Source organism: Dokdonia sp. Hel_I_63 (genome assembly GCF_007827285.1).
In the GTDB taxonomy this organism is placed as follows: domain Bacteria; phylum Bacteroidota; class Bacteroidia; order Flavobacteriales; family Flavobacteriaceae; genus Dokdonia.
The window spans coordinates 26454-44524 of record NZ_VISD01000001.1 but is presented as its reverse complement, the minus strand read 5'-3'; the positions used below and the strand labels follow the sequence as shown (position 1 = coordinate 44524).

The following is an 18071-nucleotide window of genomic DNA, read 5'->3' as shown; positions in this document are numbered from 1 at the left end:
CGTTAATTTATTTTTGGGTATCCGCTTTCGCGAAAATGTGAGTTGGCAAAACACGCATTACTCCCTATTTACCTATTTTTACCTAACATTAATATCAGCTATATACAATGACACAACCTTACGTAAAGACATTAAAAGCAAACGGAATCGCTACAATTACATTTTTTCATCCAGCACATAATAGTATGCCTAGTACTGTACTTGCAGACCTCGAGAGCGCAATACATAATAGCGGAGAAGATGATGATGTAAAAGTAATCATACTGCAAAGTGGAGGAGAGCGTACTTTTTGTGCTGGAGCTAGTTTTGATGAACTTAAAAGCATCGAAGATAATGTAGAAGGAAAGGAATTCTTTATGGGATTTGCACGTGTAATACTCGCTATGCGCTCTTGTCCTAAAATTATTATAGGTCGTATTCAAGGTAAGGCAGTAGGAGGTGGCGTAGGCCTAGCAGCTGCAACAGATTATTGCTACGCTACTAAGTATGCGAGTATAAAACTAAGCGAACTCACAATAGGTATAGGGCCTTTTGTAATTGCTCCCGCTGTTGAACGCAAGATAGGGTTAAATGGGCTAAGCGACTTGACACTAAATGCAACAGAATTTTATAGCCCAGAATGGGCAAAAGAAAAAGGACTCTATGCAGCACTTTTTGAAACCTCTATTTTAATGGATGAGGCGGTGCAAGGACTAGCTGTAAAACTTGCTTCATACAACCCAGAAGCGGTTACCGCTATGAAAAAAGCATTATGGGAAGGAACAGACCACTGGCCATCACTTCTAGAAGAACGCGCTGAGATGAGTGGTACTTTAGTATTAAGTAAGTTTACAAAAGATACACTGGGAGCGTTGTAACTGAGGTGATAATACCAGTCAGAAACTTTATATATTAAAAAAGCACCCCTAGGGGTGCTTTTTAAGTTTAAGGGCTAATTCAAACAATGTTTTAATTTCCTACTACTTGTGGAGGATATACACCTAAAATTTCTTGAACGATAAGATTAATGCGTTCTTCACGCTTATCTACGTCGCCAGTAACTAGTGGTGCTGTACCTTGACCTTGCCAGATAAGCTGATTTTTATTTGCGTCTATTAAGTCAATGTATAAAGTACCCTGAGTAGATCTTGCAACGGTATTGTTATTAAAACCACCATTCCAGCCCCAAGGGCCTCCCCATGGTCCCCAGAAACCTCCCCAACCTCCTCGGAAGCCAAAGTTGTTTTGGTACACATCAATACGTTCTTTAGCTTTTGTAAATATGCTTACAAGCACCGTAGGATTTTCAGATTTTGTAAAACCTTTTGCCATCATTTCAGACTCGATAGCGCGAAGTACACGTTTTTTATCTAAGTCAGAAATCTCTGCTTTATCTATTCCTGGTTTGTAAAAAGCAAAGGTTTTGTACTCGTTAAAGTTTGTTTCTTTGTCGTAGTCAGAAGCTACGCGCACAGTGCTACATGAAGCCAGTAAGAGTACGGCTCCCAGTAATGGTAAAAGTCTAAGTGCTTTCATAGTAGTTTGTTTTTAAAGATTATTTATAAGCGGTTCTGCACAAAAATTGATAATACTGCTGCAAGATTAGGGTCGTAAACATAAGGTGATTGTTCTATAAGATAACAATCCTTTGGTCACTTATCCTGCTTTACCAAACACTTCTTTTATTTGTCTAGTATAAAATGATTGATTTTAAGCATCTTTCAGATTATTAAAATTATCAATTATCGTACCAAAATGGCTGTTTAAGATAAGCACATTGGTCTCATCAACAAGGTGATGGAATATATGTAACTAAAATGTAGTAATTGGTGTGTAGAATTTTTCGCGAAAGCGTACTGTATATAATACCTTTATTTACTTTTAAAAGAACTTAGTTCTGGCTGTTGGTTTTCTTGCTATACCCATACGGACAATGACGGCAACCGCTCTCACAGCAATAACCACGTTTAAGATGATATTGTTCTGTAAAACATTTGTAGCCCTCTGGCGTTAGGTAGTAATCACCATCTTCTATAGGAATATGTTTTTTTAAGTAGGACATATTACAAAGATAAGGATACGGCACAGACTTTGAATAACGTCTATAATATAAGTAGTAACGTACAAGTATTAAGGAGATCTTAATATACTGGATGTTATAATTGATTTATTTTTGACCTATGTTTCTAATTGTAAATAAATATTTATTGCGCAAACGCTTTGTTGGAGTGACCCTCTGGCCATTTATAGTAATGCGTACTCCAGATCTCAAGGAGGATATTGTATTTATTAATCACGAGAAAATCCACATTAGACAGCAAGCAGAAATGCTTGTGCTGCCATTTTTTATATGGTATGTAATAGAGTATTTTATAAGACTTATACAGTATAGGGATAACTATGTGGCTTACCTTAATATAAGTTTTGAAAGAGAGGCTTATGCTCGTGAGTGCGAGCTTAGCTATCTAGAAAATCGTCCTTTTTGGAGTTTTCTAGCGTATCTTTAACCCGTGAATCTTACTTCAGAAAATCAATTTATTTCAGAAACTAATGGCTATTCCCTTTCTATTAAAAGGGAGGACTTACTGCATCCTACAGTTTCTGGAAACAAGTTTAGAAAACTTAAATATAACCTTATACAAGCCCGAGAAGATGGTTTTGAAACCTTACTCACTTTTGGAGGAGCTTACTCAAACCATATTGCTGCTACAGCTGCGGCTGGGCAATTAGAAGGTTTTAAAACTATAGGTGTTATACGTGGAGAAGAGCTAGGTGTTAATCTTGCTAAGACGCTTGAAAGCAATCCTACGCTGGCATTTGCATATGAGTCTGGGATGAAATTTCACTTTATATCAAGGCAAGAATACCGAGAAAAAGATGAGGTACGCTTTCGCGAAAGCATAACAAAAACCTTTAATAATCCGTTTATAATTCCCGAAGGCGGAACTAATGAGCTCGCTATTAAAGGTTGTGAAGAAATCTTAACTGATAATGATACAGACTTTGACTATATATGCTGCCCCATAGGAACAGCAGGAACTATTTCTGGCATTATAAATAGCCTGAAGCCCCACCAGAAGGTATTAGGGTTTCCTGCTCTTAAAGGAGGTTGGGTAGCAGATGAGGTGAGAAAATATGCAAAAAATGAGCAGTGGGAGATTATTGCCGACTATCATTTTGGTGGATATGCAAAGGTGAATGGTGATCTCGTGAGCTTTATAAATGAATTTCACGCTGAGCATAAAGTTTTACTAGATCCTATTTATACGGGTAAGATGCTTTATGGCATTTCAGAGCTTATGAAAGGTGGGTATTTCCGTGAGAATTCTCGTATTTTAGCCGTTCATACGGGAGGTTTACAAGGTATTGCAGGAATGAATATCCAGCTAGCCAAAAAAGGGCTTCCACTGATACACTAATTTTATGTTGAAACGTTTTACCATACTCTTGATTATAGGAATACTGTCCGTAAGCTGTGGTGGTTCTAAAAAAGCCACACGTTCAAAAAAAAGAACAAAAACTACACGTACCATCGAGAGAAGGCAGCCATCTCCAAAAGTAGCTGAAGCTGCTACTCCAGATAACAATCTTGATAATGGTGTAAATCCAGTTCCTAAAGGTGGTGTTAATGGATATATAGATGCTTTTGCAGATATTGCTAAGGAAGAAATGGAATTGTATGGCATCCCAGCTAGTATTACACTAGCGCAAGGTATTCTTGAATCTGGAGCGGGAAAAGGAGAACTAGTTTTAAAAGCAAATAACCACTTTGGTATTAAGTGTCACGACTGGAAAGGTCAGACTGTTTATCATGATGACGATGAAAAGGGAGAATGCTTTAGAAAGTATAGTTTACCTAAATTTTCTTACAGAGATCACTCCTTATTTTTGACAGGAAGAAAACGTTATACAGATCTTTTTAAGCTACCTAAGGATGATTATAAGGGTTGGGCAGAAGGCTTGCGCGCTGCTGGTTATGCAACAGATAAGAAATATCCTCAAAAACTAATTAGCTTAGTAGAGCGTTACGAGCTGTACCGTTATGATGGGGAAGTTTTAGGAAAAGATGTTGCAGATTATAAGAAAGTTACAGACAATAATAATCAACATACCGTACAAAAGGGTGAAACGCTTTACCGCATTTCTCGTAAATATAATATAACGGTGCCAGAACTTAAAAAATGGAATGGTATCGATAGTGATCAGATCTTTGAGGGTCAAGTTCTTTTTATCAAACCTTTTGATAGAGGGTATTAAGGCTTCAAATTCTTTAATAACAAAAAAGTACATAACTGTGCAATGCAAAATGTACAGACAATAAACAGCATTTTTAGATGATTTATAAAAGAAGTAGTGAGCTTTTTGTAGCAGCTCAAAAAGTAATACCAGGAGGAGTAAATAGTCCCGTAAGAGCTTTTAAATCTGTAGGAGGAGATCCTGTATTTGTAAAAGAAGCAAAGGGAGCTTATTTATATGATGAAGATGGACGCAGACTTATTGATTACATCGCTTCATGGGGACCTATGATTTTAGGTCATGCGCATAAACCTGTGGTAGATGCTGTTGTAGAAAAGGCACAAAAAGGAACTTCCTTTGGGATGCCTACAGAGATAGAAACAAAAATAGCCGAGCTTGCCATTTCTATGGTGCCAGGTATTGATAAAATACGCTTTGTAAATAGTGGTACAGAAGCTTGCATGAGTGCAGTGCGTCTTGCTCGCGGATTCTCAGGAAGAGAGAAGATTATCAAATTTGCAGGTTGTTACCACGGTCACTCAGACTCATTTCTTATACAAGCGGGAAGTGGAGCGGTAACCTTTGGTTCTCCTAATAGTCCAGGAGTAACCGCTGGTACAGCAAAAGACACCTTACTGGCAGATTATAATAACCTAGATAACGTAAAAGAACTTTTTGAAGCAAATCCGGGTGAGATTGCTGCAATCATTATAGAACCTGTTGCAGGTAACATGGGATGTATCCTTCCAGCCGAAGGATTTTTACAAGGATTACGTGAGCTATGTGACGCACATGGTGCGCTACTCATTTTTGATGAGGTAATGACAGGATTTAGACTAGCAAAAGGAGGTGTGCAAGAGCTTATGAATGTTCGTGCAGATATTGTCACTTTCGGAAAAGTAATAGGTGGTGGACTGCCTGTAGGAGCTTTTGCAGCTCGCACAGAAATAATGAGTCACCTTGCTCCAGAAGGACCAGTATATCAAGCAGGAACCTTAAGTGGAAATCCGCTAGCGATGGCTGCCGGTCTAGCCATGCTTACAGAGTTAAATAATAGTGATGTTTTTGAAAGCTTAGCAAAGAAAACGGAGTATTTGCATAAAGGAATAGATAAAGCCTTAACTGATAGCGGAGTTACCTTTACTATAAACCGAATTGGCTCAATGATTTCTGTACACTTTGCCGAAGGTGCAGTGACAGATTTCAAATCGGCTGCGGTGGGTGATAATGATACGTTTAAGAAATTCTTCCATGGATTACTTGAAGAAGGTATTTACATTGCACCAAGTGCCTATGAAAGCTGGTTTTTAAATGACGCTCTCTCTTACGAAGATCTTGATGAGACGATTGCTGCAGTAGCAAAGGTGGGGAAGACGTTGTAAGACGTAATCATTAAAAGTGTAGCTCTCAATCTCAAATAAGTTTTTTATCTCATTTTATAGACATGAAAAATATTATCGTATTAGTTCTTGTATTGTTTTCTTTCTCAATTGAAGGCCATGCACAAGTAGATAGAAGAAGTGAATTTGTTTTTGAAGGTTCCATACCTGAACATAAACTGGCATTTCTGAAGGAAAACTATAATTGGAAAGCAGGCACCAAGCTTATTATTACTTTTAAAACATTTTTAAGCACCTGTCCGCGCAATCAATATCGAGTAATTGATAATGATTGGAATGATGAGTTTTATAGGAAATTAGCATTGAAAAATGTCACAAATATTTACATCTCGCTTGAAGATAATCTATTAAGAAAGCTTACAAAGTCTAGAAAAGACTTTTATGAGGACAAGGATGATTTTTTCACCAAAACGTTTAACTTAAAAAGTGGAAGACATTGTTATGCTCTTATGATGATTAATGAAAAGGGTTCATTTATGTTGAGAGTTGGAGAATATACAGAAGCAGATATAACTGACTTCTCAAAAATTCTAGAAGGAGAACAACCTTAATCATTTATCAAAGTTACTATTAAATAAAAACGGCATCCCAATCAAGGATGCCGTTTTCAATCTAAAAATAAACCAATCAATCAAAATTATTTATCCCCTCTGCGTGATTCTTTGTGACCTCTTTTTCCTTTGTCACCACGCTTTCCTTTTCTCTTAGCATTCATTCTTTTAAACTGCTTGAATTGGTCTTCTGTTAAGATACTTTGCATTTTTTCTTGCATAGCAATCTGCTTATCTAGACGCTCATTCTGCATTGCGTAGCGTTGCTCTTTTGTAAGCGCTGGCTTTTCTTTATTTGCCTTGCGCTCTGCTTGCATCGCTTTGCGATCTTTTGCTTGATCAAGAAGTACGGTATACACTTTTTTAGACTGGTTATCGTCTAGTGCAAGTGCAAGTGTCATCTTCTTTGTACTAAGTGTAGCAACTTGTTCTGCGGTCATGTCATTACCTCTTCTTTCTTCTCCAGATCTTGGGCCTCTTTGTGCAGACATTGATACGGTCGCAAGTACTAGAAACATCATCATTAACTTTTTCATTTTTTCTATTTTTTAATTGTTGAACACTTATATGACCCTAAAAAAAGAGGAAGGTTTAATGATTATAATTTTTTGTGACTTTGTTATGATTTTGTCAAAGCACGCTTTCGCGAAAGCGTAACCCTATAAATCATCTGTTTAAATAAGAAATTGACATCCTAAAAATGAACCAAAAAAAACAGCCAGCAATCATACGATTGCTGGCTGTTTTAAAAAGTAAACTATTGTAAGTATTACTTAGGATCAAGTATCATGTTGATACGCTCTACAAGATCTTCTGAGTGTATGCGGCTCATACGGTCTCTAAGTCGGTTGTTTTGTAAATCACGTTTAAGATCTTTAAGTTCTGCACGTACTACGGCACGTATATCACTCTGACCTACATTAACTCTAGTCCCGCTAAAGAAACGACCACCACTTTGATCTTCTGTCATGATAAACGCAAGACGTTCTACATATGCACGCTGTAAGTTACGACGGTAAATATCTATCGCCTGGCGGCTTCTCAACTCTGAGAATAAACCAGCTCTTAGGTCAGACATCATAGTAACTAGTGAGTATGCATCTGCATCGTTTAATGCTTCGTTTTCAAGCATACGAGCCATACGTCCAAAGTCTAGAAGGTTGTTAAGTGTTCTAGTCTGGAAACCTCTTACTCGTTCTACACTTCCAGCATTTTCAATCTTGTCAAAAATGTTATTGTCTAGTAACCACTCTGGTGTGTCAAAGAGTTGTGTCTGTAAGAAATCTAATGCTTCTTTTTGTTTTGCTTTTGGTACATGTGTGTATACCGCTCCTTCTTGATCATACGTTTTATACATTTCATATACACCACCTACGTTACCAGCAACGTGGCCCATGTAACGGTTGTATTGTGATAGTACTTGACCATACATTTTATCTAGCTCATCGTAGTTTTGACCTTCTTCTGCTGTCCACTCGATAAGGTTAGGAACTATACGTTTGAGGTTTGCAATACCATATGTACTTGCTTTCATAGCATCATCACCTAGGTCTTCTGTTTGTGAACTAGGATCAATCACACCTCTTTGTTGTCTTCCAAAACGGTACATAGGATCTCCCGCATGTTCAAGAATCCAGCTGTCTAGTGTTTTCTTCTCGTCTTCTGCACTTTTTGCAGATGGGATAGGGCGGTAACCCCAATTGATAGCATATTTATCGTAAATACCTATGTTAGGCATTAAGGCTACATCACCATCTCCTGGTTGTGCTACATAATTAAAACGTGCATAATCCATGATAGATGGTGCAGTTCCATATTTTTTAGTAAACTCAGGATCACGTAAATCATCTACCGCATAAGCAACACTACTTCCCATGTTGTGTGGAAGTCCGAGTGTGTGACCTACTTCGTGCGAACTCACAAAACGAATTAATCGTCCCATGATTTCATCTTTAAATTCGTTGCTACGAGCTTCTGGGTTGATAGCTGCTGTCTGTACAAAATACCAGTTGTGTAATAATGTCATTACATTGTGGTACCAGTTAATATCACTTTCTAAAATCTCTCCAGAACGTGGATCACTTACGTGAGGCCCATTTGCATTAGGAATAGGAGAAGCTAGGTAACGTACTACACTATAACGGACATCTTCTGGACTCCAGTCTGGATCTTCCTCTACAGATGGAGGATCGGCAGCGATGATGGCGTTTTTAAAACCTGCAGCTTCAAAAGCTACTTGCCAGTCTTCTATACCTTGTTTGATATATGGCACCCATTTCTTTGGAGTAGCACGATCTATATAATAAACGATTTGTTTTTTAGGCTCTACAAGCTCACCGCGATTAAAGGCAGCAAGATCTTCGTCTTTTACCTCAAGTCTCCATCTGTCTAGGTAACGTATAGTTTTACTCTTTTGTAAGTCTAGACCATAATCTGTTTGACCACGTCCAAACCACCCTACACGCTCGTCAAACATACGGCGTTGCATAGGCTCTTTTGGTAATAAGATCATAGAGTTGCTCATCATTAATGAGAGTGTTCCCGTTGCATTATTAGACGGCAAAGCGCTACCACTATATGTTTTTACACTACGCACCTCAATATTTTGCGGGTAGCTTCTTATTGTGTCTATGTAAGATCGTTTTCCGTCAAGCTTCGTCACTTTTAAGTCTTTACGGCTTCTTTGTGGTAAACCTAGAGGCTTAACATCTGTCTCAAATAACGGACTAGCATCAATAACAATATTTTTGTTTCCAGATACAGAATCCTTCTTATAAGCCTTTACATCAAAAGCGTATAAAACAGGCTCAAAGTTACTGTTCTTTACAGCCTCAGAAATAGGAAGTGAGTCTGCAGCATATACTTGGTGTGATACCACACGTAATAATACTTTTTTATCTTTTACTTCCCAACGTAACACAGAAGTGTTTTGTTTTCCACCACCAAAGCCTAAGCCTCCTGCAGTTTTTGCAATACGAGTCACCATGAGCATCTCACGACCCATAAGTGAATCTGGGATCTCGTAAAAATATTTGTCATCTAGTTTGTGTACAGTAAAAAGACCTTCATCAGTCTTTGCATCTTTTGTGATGACTTTGCCATAAGGTTTAATGGCATTTTTACTGTCTTTTGCTTTTGATTTTGAAGCACTTGCCTTGCTGGCAACTTTAGATTGTGACGTGCTACAACTTGCGATAGTAATGGCAAATAGGGTTGCCATCACATAGGATAATTTTCTTTTCATTCGGTTGACCTTTTTTGGTGGGTAAAAGGTACAGACCAGCAGCTCCCTATATTGTTAAGGAAATCATAACAAGGCAAGTGTAGTCTCATAAAGTTTTGTATTATCTAGCGTAGCCTTTATCCACGCAAAGAAACTCACCATAAAAATATCTTCATTTTTTAAGGACGCTACGGTAAATTGATTCATTACGCTTTCGCGAAAATTTGATTCCTTCACAATAGTCGGGTCATTAAAAATCTGACTAAACACTTTTATAAAGCGTTCCAATCTCACTTCCGAAAGGATGATCTTTTTGTATTTCCGTTTGAAACTACGTAGTTGTGAGTGCACGAGGTCAATATATTCTAGCTCATAGTAAATGATTAATGACAATAAATCTCTTTTAATCATCCAGTCTATGCCTAGTCGTTCCTCATACCAACTATCGGTATGTTTAAATTTATTAAGCATACTTAAAGCAGCTTTGTGCTCGCCTTGCTGTGTGAGAAAGACTACTTGTGCGAGCAATACATCTGGATCAACCTTCTTTGTTGATGTTGAGATGTGGTTGTCAATGGCGGCAATAGCAAGAGAGGAAGTACCACTGTAATTTAAAACGAAGGAGTTTATGAGAAGCAAATTTTCGCGAAAGCGGGACTCCCACTTTCCATTTTCAGCATTCATCTCGGTATTCATCAACGAGAGATAATGCGTTGCTTGTGCAAAATCGCGCACTCTAAAGTGAGCATTTGCCATAAAGTAGAGCACCTGGATGTGATAAAAGCGTTGCTTTTCTTGAACGTTTTCCTTCTTCTTTATGAGATTATAAGTGTGTGTGATAAAAGGCAGTGCCTCGCCAAAATTGTGATCTAAGTGTGCTGCGGTGTTTATAATCTCTAGCAGCTGGTACAGAGATTTAAATGTGAAGGTCTCGTTGATTTCAATATGAAAAGCAGCGAGTATCTCTTCTACCGTTTTCTGTATCCCTTTCTTTAATAGATGTTCATCAAATATGAGTATGCGCTTGATGTGTGCATATGCCATGTTGAGTTGCTCTTGCTGTATAAATCGCTGTTGGTTTAGTTGTGCGGCTTGTGTGAGCTCTTGTAAATCTACCTCTGGATGAAGGTGACTGTATTGGAACTGGGTGTGGTAACTTTCAATAAGAGCCGTGTGTAAATCAAGATCTTTTGCTTTTTGAGTCGCTTTTTTTAAGAGTTTTTGTGCAGGTTTATGGAGATCTTGCTCATAGAGAATACGTGCTGCGAGTATCCATTTAAAAACCTGCATATCATCTGAGGTTTCATTTTCAAAATTTTGAGTGGCTATAAAATCAATGAGACTGTCTTGTAGCCTTTTTGATAGCGCATGATACGCATTACGATTTGGGCTTCCATATAGTAAGATATCTATATCCTTAAGAGGCGTTCCCTTTCTTATAAGGTTGTATAATGTGAGATTCTTTGTGTCTGATCTTCTATTTTTTGAACGTAAATAGGCCTTGAATAACTTACTGCCCTCTGTAGAGAAAGATTGTATGATAGCCGTGATGTCCATTTTAAATCGTAAGGTTTATTTGTTTTAAAGATAGGTAATATAGTAGTTAAAGAATATTTTATTCTATTGATATCATAAGTATTGTTGAAATATTTGATTTTATTAGCTGCTACATAGCTGCATCTTTGTTCCGTAATCAAACAACAACAATCATGGAAAATCAATTTGAAACACAAGTAACAGAAAAGAAGAGTAAAAAGAAAGAACCATTTTCAAACAAGCCTACAGGAGCTTTTATAAGTGCATCATGGAGTGCATTATTTGTGGGGATAATATCCTTTTGTGTAGGACTATGGAACGCAGATATGTACCTCAATGAAAAGGGATATTACTTTACCGTATTATTATTTGGACTATTTGCTGTAGTGTCTGTACAAAAAAGCGTGAGAGATCGACTAGAAGGAGTGCCAGTAACAGATATTTATTATGGTATAAGTTGGTTTGTCACCATCGTCTCTATTTTATTACTCGTGGTAGGTTTATGGAATGCAGATCTAGATTTAAGTGAGAAAGGATTTTATGGAATGTCTTTTACATTAAGTCTGTTCTCGGCCATAGCGGTACAAAAGAACACGAGAGATGTAAAATTTATAGATAGTCTTAATGACAACTAGCAAAAAGCGACATCCCTCGGGTGTCGCCTTTTGTTGTTTGATAAAACCCAATGCTTCTTAGGGAGTGTTGGGTTTTTATATGAACAGTGAGGGAAGCTTTTTATTTACGCTTTCGCGAAAACGTAATTACCTGAATATATCCTCGCTGTACCAAAAGTAAAAACCCGCACACTACACTTTTTAAGCACTATGTACGGGTTCTATGATCTTTAAAAATGCTCTTAGGGAAAAGCTATTTCTAAAGAATGTTGAACTATATCCTTTTATTCGGCAATAAGTTCGGAGAGTACTTTCTTAAATAAATCTACAGGTTGTGCTCCAGTAACTGCACTTTTTCTATTAAAAACAATAGTAGGAACTGAGTTTACACCTAAGTTCTTCCAGTAACCTTGTTGCGTTCTTACTTCATAGCGAGCTTCTTCATTTTCAAGTAAGGACATACCTTCTTCTGCATTTAAGCCAACGTCGAGAAGTGCTTGTTTTAAGACATCTCTTTGTGATACATCCTTACGCTCACTAAAGTAAGAAGCGGTAAATCGCATTTTTAATGCTGTTTGCTTGTCAAATTTCTTTGCATACTCTAATAATACATGTGCATCAAAAGTGTTTACAATTCTCATATCGTCAAAATAGTCAAACGTAAAACCAAGCTCATTTCCAGCATCTACTAGTCGTTGTTTAGACTCTTTTTGTTGTGCTGCAGTTGAGCCATATTTTTCTGTAATATGCTCATCTACATTTTGACCTTCGGCAGGCATTTGAGGGTTTAATTCAAACGGTTGCCACTCAATCTCTATTTGGTCTTCAATGCCAAGTTCTGATATTGCTTTTTCAAGTCGTTTGTAACCTACGGTACACCATGGGCAAACTACATCTGAGACAATATCTATTTTTAATTTTTCTTTCTTCATTTTACAAATCTATGATTTCACTTATCTGTAATTCTCCTTGAACGTTGCTGTAGTTCTCAACGTCTGCTGCAAATTTTTCTCCGTGTGGTGCAAAGCTCTCTTGGAAAGAAGCAACATTATCAAATTTTAAATGAGCAATCGCTACATAAGGCGCAAGCTCTCCGGGAGCTCTTCCAGCAATTCCTACTTCTAGTTCTAATCCCTTTAATGCGTCACCTAGTGATTCTTGAATCATAGGTAAGTGGCTATTTTTATAATAGTCGGTGTCAAATTTTACACTATCACTATTAGGGTACATTACAGATACTTTTATCATGATATTTGCTTTTAAGTGAAATTACTCCTTAAAAATCTGAAGTTACGATGTTGTCAGAAAAGTTTTGATATTCTTTTTCAAACTGCTTTGCCATGTCATCTGGAAATAAGTGAAAATCTCCAGCTTTTAATGCGCTTACAATTCCTTCAGAAATCTCAGAAGTTGTAGCTCCATTTTCAAAACCTGCCTTTTCTGCCATATCTGTATCTACTGGTCCTGGGTGTACACTCAGTACATTAATTCCTCGCGGACTTAACTCTGTGCGAATTCCTTGTGTTAAAGAATACGATGCAGCTTTTGATGCAGAGTAGGTAGAGAGTTGAGAGAAGTTCTTGATAGAAGCAATAGAGTTTAATTGTACAAGCGCTCCTTTGTTGCTTTCTAACGTTTTCGCGAAAGCGTTTGCAACACGCACTAATCCAAAAGTATTTACTTGTAGCTGATTAAGAAAATCCTCTTCTACATCATCACTTATGATAGACTGTGGTGTCCCTATACCTGCATTATTTACCACTACATCTACATCTGTAGCATGTGCTGCTAGTGTTTTTATAGAGGCTGTGTTTGACACATCTGCTTGTAAAGTGACTACTTTATCACCATACTTTTCTTCTAGTTCTTTTGTAGAGTTTGTATCACGCACCGCTAGATATACTTTCTTAGCTCCGTGGTCTAAAAATGATTCCACAATCGCTTTACCAATACCTCTGTTTGCGCCCGTGACTAATGCTACTTTATTTTCTATTGAAATACTCATATGATCTTTTTTAAAGAAGCCTTCCTACAATATTAAGGAAGGCTTATTATTTATTAAGTTAGGGGAGTTACTTATTTTTTCTCCCAAGCAAACTTCTCAAATGCAGCATCTACAGGTGTGTTTGCGATGTGATTTGTGTAGTTACTTATTACTTTTTGAGATAATCCTAAGATGATATCCAGTACTTGTCTTTCTCCATAACCAGCTGCATAAAATGCAGTAAGATCTTCTTGAGAAACGTTACCACGGTTACGTGTAAGCGATAAAGTGAATGTACGTAGAGCTTCTAGTTTTGCATCTTCTAGTGGAGTCTCGTTACGTAAAGCCTCGATAATTGCGTCATCTACTTTCATCATTTTTGCGATACCTGTGTGTGCTGGAACGCAGTAGTGACATGCATGCTCTACGTTAATAGTTTGCCATACTACCGTTAACTCATCTGCGTTAAATGAAGAGTTTGTAAATAACTCATGTAGTTCTTGGTATGCTTTTAAGATTTGTGGAGACTCTGCAAGTACTCCGTGTAATCCTGGAAGCATCCCAAAAGACTTTAAAGAATTTTCTAATAATGGCTTACTCTCTTGTGGAGCACTCTCGATGTTGTGAACTTTTAATGTTGTCATAATAGCAATTTTTAATTTATGTTAATTATATCTAAACGTTCGTTTAGTTTTAGGGTAAAAAAATAGTTAGATGTTTTTAAACGTCATCTCTATGTAATCTTCAATCTCTTTTGTCGTGTTTACTCGTGAGGCAGCTGCTAGGCCATGTTTGGCGAGTAAAAGAAAGTTTGCTTCTCGCATTATAGTTTCTTCATCTTTACTACTGTCCATTTTCAGCTTTTCAATAAAAAGCTCTTTTAGAGTACTCATAAAAGAATTCATCTCCTTTTGAATTACTTCATCTTCACTTGCGGCAAATTCGTTATAAGTGTTTGTAAGCAAACATCCATTGCGAGATCCGTCTGGATCGAGTATCGTTACAGAGTCTATAAAAAACTGCTTGATATCTTGCACTCCGTTTGTGCCACTAGCAAACTTTTTTATAATCTCGCCTACTTTCTCTTTGTAGTAAGACAGGCTTGCCAAAAACAGACCATGCTTATTTCCAAAGCTCGCATAGATTGAGAATTTATTAATACCCATTTCCTTCTCTAGCATTTGCATAGAGGTAGACTCGTAGGTATTTTTCCAGAACAGATTCATAGCCTTTTCGACTACTTCACGCTCATCATAATTCTTTTTTCTAGCCACTTGTTTCTTATTACGGTGCAAAACTAACCAACCGTTTAGTAATTGAAAAGGATTTAACAATTATTTGTGTTATGCATTATTAAAAGACAAGAAATCTCCATCATATAAATGATGAGGATTGTAGGTGGTAAGTAGTGATGGTGGATAAGTATGCTTTCGCGAAAGCGTAACAACAATTCTTATAGTCTATCTTATGGTTTTACCTGCTCCCAGTAATTATACAAGCCTTTTTTAAGAGGAAGGTATTTTTTAGGCATATCCTTAGCGGGTGAAAGGGTAAAGGAAATACTATCCTTAAAGTACCAGTAATTATCTCGCAGTGCTCCAGTAGTGGTTTTAAGATTCCACGCTGGGATATTAATCATAGCATAGGAGCTATCTTTTTCTACATAATCTATTCCAAAATCTTTAAGCTGCTCCTTAGCAACATATTTGAACTTGAGTTTAATGTCAAGTTCCTTTGCTTCTTTACGGCTCACTATCTCAGAAGTGGACCAAGCGTAGGTATCAAACTTTTCCTTTAAGGTAAGGCGCTTTTCTTGTGCTTGTGCGTTTCCTATTCTGTAGAGGGTGTTTCTAATCTTTAGGCTGTCTTTCTCATTACTCACTAGCGCAAAAACATCCTGTTGATCTACAGTTATAATTTGTTCTGTAATGTTAATGTGTACCGCAGTATCTTCTGCCATAATGGTACTATCGTCAACGCCAAAGAAAGTGCCAAGCGCAAAGAATATAATTTTTATTACCTCCATAGTAGTCCTATTTAAGTTACTTCAAAAATAGCTATAAAGATTGAGTTATCAGTCTCTTAGGTGATGGTGATTGGTGGTAAGATGTCCCTTACAGAACGATAGAAATAAGGTTACGCTCTTGCAAAAGCGCAACCTTATTAAAATACTTAATCGATGGAAGCAAAGTATGCTTTCACCTTTGTGATGTTTGCTGCTTTCTCATCTTCGGTAAGCCAGCTTGCTTTAAAACCATTGATGGCAAGTTGCATGATCTGCTCCTTAGATAAGTTTAAGGCACTTGCTGTCTGGCAGTAGTTCTCATTCATATATCCGCCAAAGTAAGCTGGATCATCAGAGTGTATCGTCGCAAGAATCCCTTTGTCTAGCATCTGTGCTACTGGGTGTTCTTCCATCTTGTCAATCACCTTAAGCGCCACATTACTAGTAGGGCAAAGCGTTAACGGAATTTGCTCTTTTACAAGACGCTCCACAAGTGCATCATCACTTAGGCAACGATTACCGTGATCTATACGCACAACGTTTAGTACGTCAAGTGCTTCCCAAATATAATCTGCTGGGCCTTCTTCACCGGCGTGCGCTACTAGTTTATAACCTTCTTTTGCCGAGGCTTCAAATACGTTTTTAAATTTGCTAGGAGGGTTTCCTTGCTCAGAAGAGTCAAGTCCTACACCATCTATCCACTCTTTATATGGCTGTGATTCTTCTAGCGTTTTAAAAGCAGCTTCCTCGCTTAAGTGTCTCAAGTAAGACATGATGAGTTTATAGGTAATGCCGTATTCACTTTTTGCTTTCTCAAGCGCATTGTAAATCCCAGTGATTACTGTTTTAAAAGGGACACCGCGATCTGTGTGTGTTTGTGGATCAAAGAACACCTCTACGTGTACTACGTTCTCACTATGTACCTTAGTAAGATATGCCCACGTAAGATCATAAAAATCTTGCTCATGTAAAAGCACTTGCGCACCTGTATAGTAGATGTCTAAAAACTCTTGAAGGTTATTAAATGTATATGCCTTTTTTAATGACTCAATAGAATCATAAGCAAGGGTGATATTATTGCGCTTTGCGATTTCAAACATCAATTCTGGCTCAAAACTACCTTCTATATGGAGGTGAAGTTCTGTTTTTGGGATGCCTTGTACAAGGGTTCTTAGGGGAGTATTATTCATTGTAGCTATTTTTTTGTGGCAACAAAGGTAGGGTTATTTGTAAGAAGTGGTTTTATTGGCCTTGAGTTGCACGTGAACTAGCCTTATGATAAGTACGCTTTCGCGAAAGCGTAACCACCCACACTGTAACATTCTGAACATGAAAAATAATCTAAAAAGTGATCGCGATGCGGAATATTTATAGTAAAATATTCTGATTATAGTGTTTGATTTTATTGAAAGCTATAAAAAGGAGGAAAGCTATTCTTAATGTCTATTTTTGCAAAAAATTAGAAGGGCAACAGATGGTAGATTATGTAGTAATAGGAGGAGCACAAGCCGGATTATCTATGGCGTACCATTTAAAAAAGATGGGGAAGAACTACGTGGTGGTAGATGGTGATAAAGAAATAGGAGCGTCGTGGTTAAACAGATGGGATTCCTTAAAACTATTTACCCCTACCGAATACAACCACCTGCCAGGTTTAAAATTTGACACTCCTAAAGGTCATTACCCAAGTAAATATGAAGTAGCAGATTATTTTAAGTCTTATGTGTCGACTTTTGAGATCCCTGTAAAACTCAATACATTAATTACTGCTATAAGTAAGACAGCAAAGGGATTTACACTCGCACATAAGGATGGTGATCTTGATGCCAAAAATGTGGTGGTTGCCACAGGTCCTTTTCACACGCCATACACGCCACCTTGTAATACTAAGATTGCAGATAGTATCACGCAGATGCATAGCAATTACTATAAAGGACTCGATCAATTACAAGAGGGCGATGCGCTCGTAGTAGGTGGAGGAGACTCTGGATATCAAATCTTAAACGAACTCTCAAAAGATGGCCGTAGGAAGGTCTTTTTCTCTGGGGATACTACGGTAAAATCCTTGCCGCAGCATATTTTAGGCAAGTCATTGTGGTGGTGGTTTACTGTAACAGGATTTCTAAGTTTTAATAAGTATAGCTGGATGGGTAAGAGGATAAGTTCGTTTACTCAGCCTGTTATAGGCACAGATGTAAAAGAAATTCTTTCTAGAGATAACGTCATTATATGCGGTAGAACCAAAGACGCCATGCATGAGGAAATCATCTTCAAAAACAAGAAAGTAGCTAGTATTAAAAATATTATTTGGGCTACTGGATATCGCCCCAATTTTCAATGGATAGAGGGCTTAGAGCTTGATGCAGATAGCTATCCAAAAAACCGCAGAGGTGTAAGCAACATCGATGGCTTGTACTTCTTAGGCCTACCGTGGATGTACACTCGCGGATCTGCAACCTTAGGCGGAGTGTCTAAGGATGCGCTTTATCTCGCAGACTTAATTGATGCAAAGGGGTAACTAGCTTAACTCCGTTTATCGCAAT

The 18071-nt window shown here is 37.6% G+C and carries 20 protein-coding genes; 8 read left to right on the top strand and 12 right to left on the bottom strand.

What is annotated here, in order from left to right; all coding sequences use genetic code 11:
- The first annotated feature begins 107 nt into the window (after window positions 1–107).
- Entirely contained in the window at window positions 108–857 is a 750-nt protein-coding gene (locus tag JM84_RS00210; protein ID WP_144782241.1) for an enoyl-CoA hydratase/isomerase family protein, read from the top strand.
- Window positions 858–948: 91 nt separating this feature from the next.
- Here the strand turns inward: JM84_RS00210 and JM84_RS00205 are convergent, their stop codons facing one another.
- Together JM84_RS00205 and JM84_RS15310 are read right to left on the bottom strand one after the other, a co-directional pair.
- Window positions 949–1515: a DUF4136 domain-containing protein gene (locus JM84_RS00205; protein ID WP_013751105.1), complete on the bottom strand. Its 567-nt coding sequence runs from the start codon at window positions 1513–1515 to the stop codon at window positions 949–951.
- A gap of 355 nt (window positions 1516–1870) precedes the next feature.
- On the bottom strand, window positions 1871–2041 hold the full coding sequence (locus tag JM84_RS15310; protein ID WP_013751106.1) for a DUF5522 domain-containing protein: 171 nt from the start codon (window positions 2039–2041) through the stop codon (window positions 1871–1873).
- Between the two features lie 118 nt (window positions 2042–2159).
- Here JM84_RS15310 and JM84_RS00200 point away from each other — a divergent pair, with 118 nt between their 5' ends.
- The 5 genes from JM84_RS00200 (at window position 2160) to JM84_RS00180 (ending at window position 6166) form a co-directional block, all read left to right on the top strand.
- A complete protein-coding gene (locus JM84_RS00200) occupies window positions 2160–2486 on the top strand; it encodes a hypothetical protein (protein ID WP_144782239.1) in 327 nt (108 codons plus the stop codon).
- Between the two features lie 3 nt (window positions 2487–2489).
- Entirely contained in the window at window positions 2490–3398 is a 909-nt protein-coding gene (locus JM84_RS00195; RefSeq protein WP_144782237.1) for a 1-aminocyclopropane-1-carboxylate deaminase/D-cysteine desulfhydrase, read from the top strand.
- Between the two features lie 4 nt (window positions 3399–3402).
- Window positions 3403–4236 carry a glucosaminidase domain-containing protein gene (locus JM84_RS00190; RefSeq protein WP_013751109.1) on the top strand — a complete coding sequence of 278 codons (834 nt, stop codon included), beginning with the start codon at window positions 3403–3405 and terminating at the stop codon, window positions 4234–4236.
- Window positions 4237–4313: 77 nt separating this feature from the next.
- Entirely contained in the window at window positions 4314–5597 is a 1284-nt protein-coding gene (gene hemL, locus JM84_RS00185; RefSeq protein ID WP_013751110.1) for a glutamate-1-semialdehyde 2,1-aminomutase, read from the top strand.
- A gap of 62 nt (window positions 5598–5659) precedes the next feature.
- Complete coding sequence (locus tag JM84_RS00180; protein WP_013751111.1) at window positions 5660–6166, top strand: hypothetical protein; 507 nt, start codon at window positions 5660–5662, stop codon at window positions 6164–6166.
- Between the two features lie 86 nt (window positions 6167–6252).
- On the opposite strand, the gene JM84_RS00175 is transcribed toward JM84_RS00180, so the two are convergent.
- The 3 genes from JM84_RS00175 to JM84_RS00165 form a co-directional block, all read right to left on the bottom strand.
- Window positions 6253–6702 (bottom strand): hypothetical protein, encoded by a 450-nt coding sequence (locus JM84_RS00175; protein WP_013751112.1) that lies wholly within the window; start codon window positions 6700–6702, stop codon window positions 6253–6255.
- A 233-nt stretch (window positions 6703–6935) separates the two neighbouring features.
- On the bottom strand, window positions 6936–9410 hold the full coding sequence (locus tag JM84_RS00170; RefSeq protein WP_013751113.1) for a zinc-dependent metalloprotease: 2475 nt from the start codon (window positions 9408–9410) through the stop codon (window positions 6936–6938).
- Between the two features lie 63 nt (window positions 9411–9473).
- A complete protein-coding gene (locus tag JM84_RS00165; protein WP_144782236.1) occupies window positions 9474–10946 on the bottom strand; it encodes a hypothetical protein in 1473 nt (490 codons plus the stop codon).
- 152 nt (window positions 10947–11098) lie between these two features.
- Between JM84_RS00165 and yiaA the strand changes: the two genes are divergently transcribed.
- On the top strand, window positions 11099–11560 hold the full coding sequence (gene yiaA / locus JM84_RS00160) for an inner membrane protein YiaA (protein ID WP_013751115.1): 462 nt from the start codon (window positions 11099–11101) through the stop codon (window positions 11558–11560).
- A gap of 263 nt (window positions 11561–11823) precedes the next feature.
- Here yiaA and JM84_RS00155 read toward each other — a convergent pair whose 3' ends face one another.
- The 7 genes from JM84_RS00155 to JM84_RS00125 all read right to left on the bottom strand — a co-directional run bounded on the left by JM84_RS00155 (window position 11824) and on the right by JM84_RS00125 (window position 16718).
- The gene (locus JM84_RS00155; RefSeq protein WP_144782234.1) at window positions 11824–12471 is read right to left on the bottom strand and encodes a DsbA family oxidoreductase; all 648 of its coding nucleotides are present in this window, start codon (window positions 12469–12471) and stop codon (window positions 11824–11826) included.
- Between the two features lies 1 nt (window position 12472).
- Complete coding sequence (locus tag JM84_RS00150; protein ID WP_144782232.1) at window positions 12473–12787, bottom strand: EthD family reductase; 315 nt, start codon at window positions 12785–12787, stop codon at window positions 12473–12475.
- A gap of 28 nt (window positions 12788–12815) precedes the next feature.
- Entirely contained in the window at window positions 12816–13544 is a 729-nt protein-coding gene (locus JM84_RS00145; protein ID WP_144782230.1) for an SDR family oxidoreductase, read from the bottom strand.
- A gap of 71 nt (window positions 13545–13615) precedes the next feature.
- Window positions 13616–14167 carry a carboxymuconolactone decarboxylase family protein gene (locus JM84_RS00140; protein WP_013751119.1) on the bottom strand — a complete coding sequence of 184 codons (552 nt, stop codon included), beginning with the start codon at window positions 14165–14167 and terminating at the stop codon, window positions 13616–13618.
- Between the two features lie 66 nt (window positions 14168–14233).
- The gene (locus JM84_RS00135) at window positions 14234–14797 is read right to left on the bottom strand and encodes a TetR/AcrR family transcriptional regulator (protein ID WP_144782228.1); all 564 of its coding nucleotides are present in this window, start codon (window positions 14795–14797) and stop codon (window positions 14234–14236) included.
- 191 nt (window positions 14798–14988) lie between these two features.
- A complete protein-coding gene (locus JM84_RS00130; protein WP_144782226.1) occupies window positions 14989–15549 on the bottom strand; it encodes a hypothetical protein in 561 nt (186 codons plus the stop codon).
- 146 nt (window positions 15550–15695) lie between these two features.
- Window positions 15696–16718, bottom strand: a complete 1023-nt coding sequence (locus JM84_RS00125) for an adenosine deaminase (RefSeq protein WP_144782224.1) — start codon at window positions 16716–16718, stop codon at window positions 15696–15698.
- A 284-nt stretch (window positions 16719–17002) separates the two neighbouring features.
- Between JM84_RS00125 and JM84_RS00120 the strand changes: the two genes are divergently transcribed.
- Entirely contained in the window at window positions 17003–18046 is a 1044-nt protein-coding gene (locus JM84_RS00120; protein ID WP_144782222.1) for a flavin-containing monooxygenase, read from the top strand.
- Window positions 18047–18071: the final 25 nt, after the last annotated feature.

Bases quoted from the DNA above. Each gene is read 5' to 3' on its own strand.
- JM84_RS00210 (WP_144782241.1), top strand. From the start codon at position 108: ATGACACAACCTTACGTAAAGACATTAAAAGCAAACGGAATCGCTACA.
- JM84_RS00205 (WP_013751105.1), bottom strand. From the start codon at position 1,515: ATGAAAGCACTTAGACTTTTACCATTACTGGGAGCCGTACTCTTACTG.
- JM84_RS15310 (WP_013751106.1), bottom strand. From the start codon at position 2,041: ATGTCCTACTTAAAAAAACATATTCCTATAGAAGATGGTGATTACTAC.
- JM84_RS00200 (WP_144782239.1), top strand. From the start codon at position 2,160: ATGTTTCTAATTGTAAATAAATATTTATTGCGCAAACGCTTTGTTGGA.
- JM84_RS00190 (WP_013751109.1), top strand. From the start codon at position 3,403: ATGTTGAAACGTTTTACCATACTCTTGATTATAGGAATACTGTCCGTA.
- hemL (WP_013751110.1), top strand. From the start codon at position 4,314: ATGATTTATAAAAGAAGTAGTGAGCTTTTTGTAGCAGCTCAAAAAGTA.
- JM84_RS00180 (WP_013751111.1), top strand. From the start codon at position 5,660: ATGAAAAATATTATCGTATTAGTTCTTGTATTGTTTTCTTTCTCAATT.
- JM84_RS00175 (WP_013751112.1), bottom strand. From the start codon at position 6,702: ATGAAAAAGTTAATGATGATGTTTCTAGTACTTGCGACCGTATCAATG.
- JM84_RS00170 (WP_013751113.1), bottom strand. From the start codon at position 9,410: ATGAAAAGAAAATTATCCTATGTGATGGCAACCCTATTTGCCATTACT.
- JM84_RS00165 (WP_144782236.1), bottom strand. From the start codon at position 10,946: ATGGACATCACGGCTATCATACAATCTTTCTCTACAGAGGGCAGTAAG.
- yiaA (WP_013751115.1), top strand. From the start codon at position 11,099: ATGGAAAATCAATTTGAAACACAAGTAACAGAAAAGAAGAGTAAAAAG.
- JM84_RS00155 (WP_144782234.1), bottom strand. From the start codon at position 12,471: ATGAAGAAAGAAAAATTAAAAATAGATATTGTCTCAGATGTAGTTTGC.
- JM84_RS00150 (WP_144782232.1), bottom strand. From the start codon at position 12,787: ATGATAAAAGTATCTGTAATGTACCCTAATAGTGATAGTGTAAAATTT.
- JM84_RS00145 (WP_144782230.1), bottom strand. From the start codon at position 13,544: ATGAGTATTTCAATAGAAAATAAAGTAGCATTAGTCACGGGCGCAAAC.
- JM84_RS00140 (WP_013751119.1), bottom strand. From the start codon at position 14,167: ATGACAACATTAAAAGTTCACAACATCGAGAGTGCTCCACAAGAGAGT.
- JM84_RS00130 (WP_144782226.1), bottom strand. From the start codon at position 15,549: ATGGAGGTAATAAAAATTATATTCTTTGCGCTTGGCACTTTCTTTGGC.
- JM84_RS00125 (WP_144782224.1), bottom strand. From the start codon at position 16,718: ATGAATAATACTCCCCTAAGAACCCTTGTACAAGGCATCCCAAAAACA.
- JM84_RS00120 (WP_144782222.1), top strand. From the start codon at position 17,003: ATGGTAGATTATGTAGTAATAGGAGGAGCACAAGCCGGATTATCTATG.